The following is a 1721-nucleotide window of genomic DNA, read 5'->3' on the forward strand; positions in this document are numbered from 1 at the left end:
GCCACGCCGATTTCGGCGGCGAGGTCGAGCGCATCCTGTCGATGGTCGACGGCGTCATCCTGCTCGTCGATGCCGCCGAAGGCCCGATGCCGCAGACCAAGTTCGTGACCGGCAAGGCGCTCGCGCTCGGCCTGCGTCCGATCGTCGTCGTCAACAAGATCGACCGCAGCGACGCGCGCGCCGCCGAAGTGCTCGACGAGGTGTTCGAGCTGTTCCTGTCGCTCGACGCCAATGACGAACAGCTCGACTTCCCGATCCTTTACGCCTCGGGCCGCGGCGGCTTCGCCTCCGACAGCCCCGACGCGCGCGAAGGGACGCTGGAGCCGCTGTTCAAGACGATCGTCGGCCATGTGCCGGCGCCCGGCCTCGACGAGAACGGCCCCTTCACCTTCCTCGCGACCCTGCTCGATCGCGACAATTTCATCGGTCGCATCCTGACCGGCCGCGTCCAGTCGGGGACGGTCAAGGTCAACCAGCCGATCCACGCGCTCGACGCCGAGGGCAAGGTGATCGAGACCGGCCGCGCGTCGAAGCTGCTCGCGTTCCGCGGGCTCGACCGCGTGCCCGTCGAGGAAGCGCGCGCGGGCGACATCGTCGCGATCGCGGGGCTGACCAACGCGACCGTCGCCAACACCGTCGCCGACCCGAGCGTGAGCGAGCCGATCGCCGCGCAGCCGATCGATCCGCCGACGCTGTCGATGCGTTTCGCGGTCAACGACAGCCCGATGGCGGGCCGCGAGGGCAGCAAGGTGACGAGCCGCATGATCCGCGATCGCCTGCTGCGCGAGGCCGAGACCAATGTCGCGATCCGCATCACCGAAAGCGCCGACAAGGACAGCTTCGAGGTCGCGGGCCGCGGCGAGCTTCAGCTCGGCGTGCTGATCGAGACGATGCGCCGCGAAGGCTTCGAGCTCGGCATCAGCCGCCCGCGCGTCCTTTACGGCGAGGACGAGGCCGGCAAGCGCACCGAGCCTTATGAAACCGTCGTCATCGACGTCGATGACGAGCATAGCGGCACGGTTGTCGAGAAGATGCAGATCCGCAAGGCCGACCTGACCGACATGCGCCCCTCGGGCGGCGGCAAGACGCGCATCACCTTTTCGGGCCCCTCGCGCGGCCTGATCGGCTATCACGGCGAATTTCTGTCGGACACGCGCGGCACCGGCATCATGAACCGCCTGTTCGAGAAATACGGCCCCTACAAGGGCGTGATCGAGGGCCGCAAGAACGGCGTCCTGATCTCGAACGGCGCGGGCGAGGCGGTCGCCTATGCGCTCGGCCCCTTGGAAGAGCGCGGCATCCTGTTCGTTTCGCCCGGCGAGGCGCTCTATGAAGGGATGATCATCGGCGAGAATGCCAAACCCGACGACCTCGAGGTCAATCCGATGAAGTCGAAGCAGCTCACCAACTTCCGCTCGACGGGCAAGGACGACGCGATCCGCCTCACGCCGCCGCGCCGCATGACGCTGGAGCAGGCGATCGCCTATATCGACGACGACGAGATGGTCGAGGTGACGCCCAAGAACATCCGCATCCGCAAGGCGATCCTCGACCCGCACGAGCGCAAGAAGGCGTCGCGCAAGAAGGAAGCGGCGTAAGATACGGACCGGCGGCTCCATCGGGCCGCCGGTTTTTCTTTGAACCCTCCCCATTTCCGTTCGTGTCGAGCGAAGTCGAGACACCCCGCGGCCTGGCGCAGTTCCGATGGGTGTCTCGACTTC

Annotated in this window: 1 protein-coding gene; it reads left to right on the forward strand. The window is 66.9% G+C overall.

From position 1 onward, the window contains the following. Positions 1-1598: translational GTPase TypA (gene typA, locus OJI97_RS05255; RefSeq protein ID WP_297661806.1), on the forward strand; the 1598-nt coding region annotated here is incomplete at its 5' end. Positions 1599-1721 lie beyond the last annotated feature (123 nt).

Source organism: Sphingopyxis sp., from assembly GCF_025869345.1.
GTDB lineage: Bacteria > Pseudomonadota > Alphaproteobacteria > Sphingomonadales > Sphingomonadaceae > Sphingopyxis.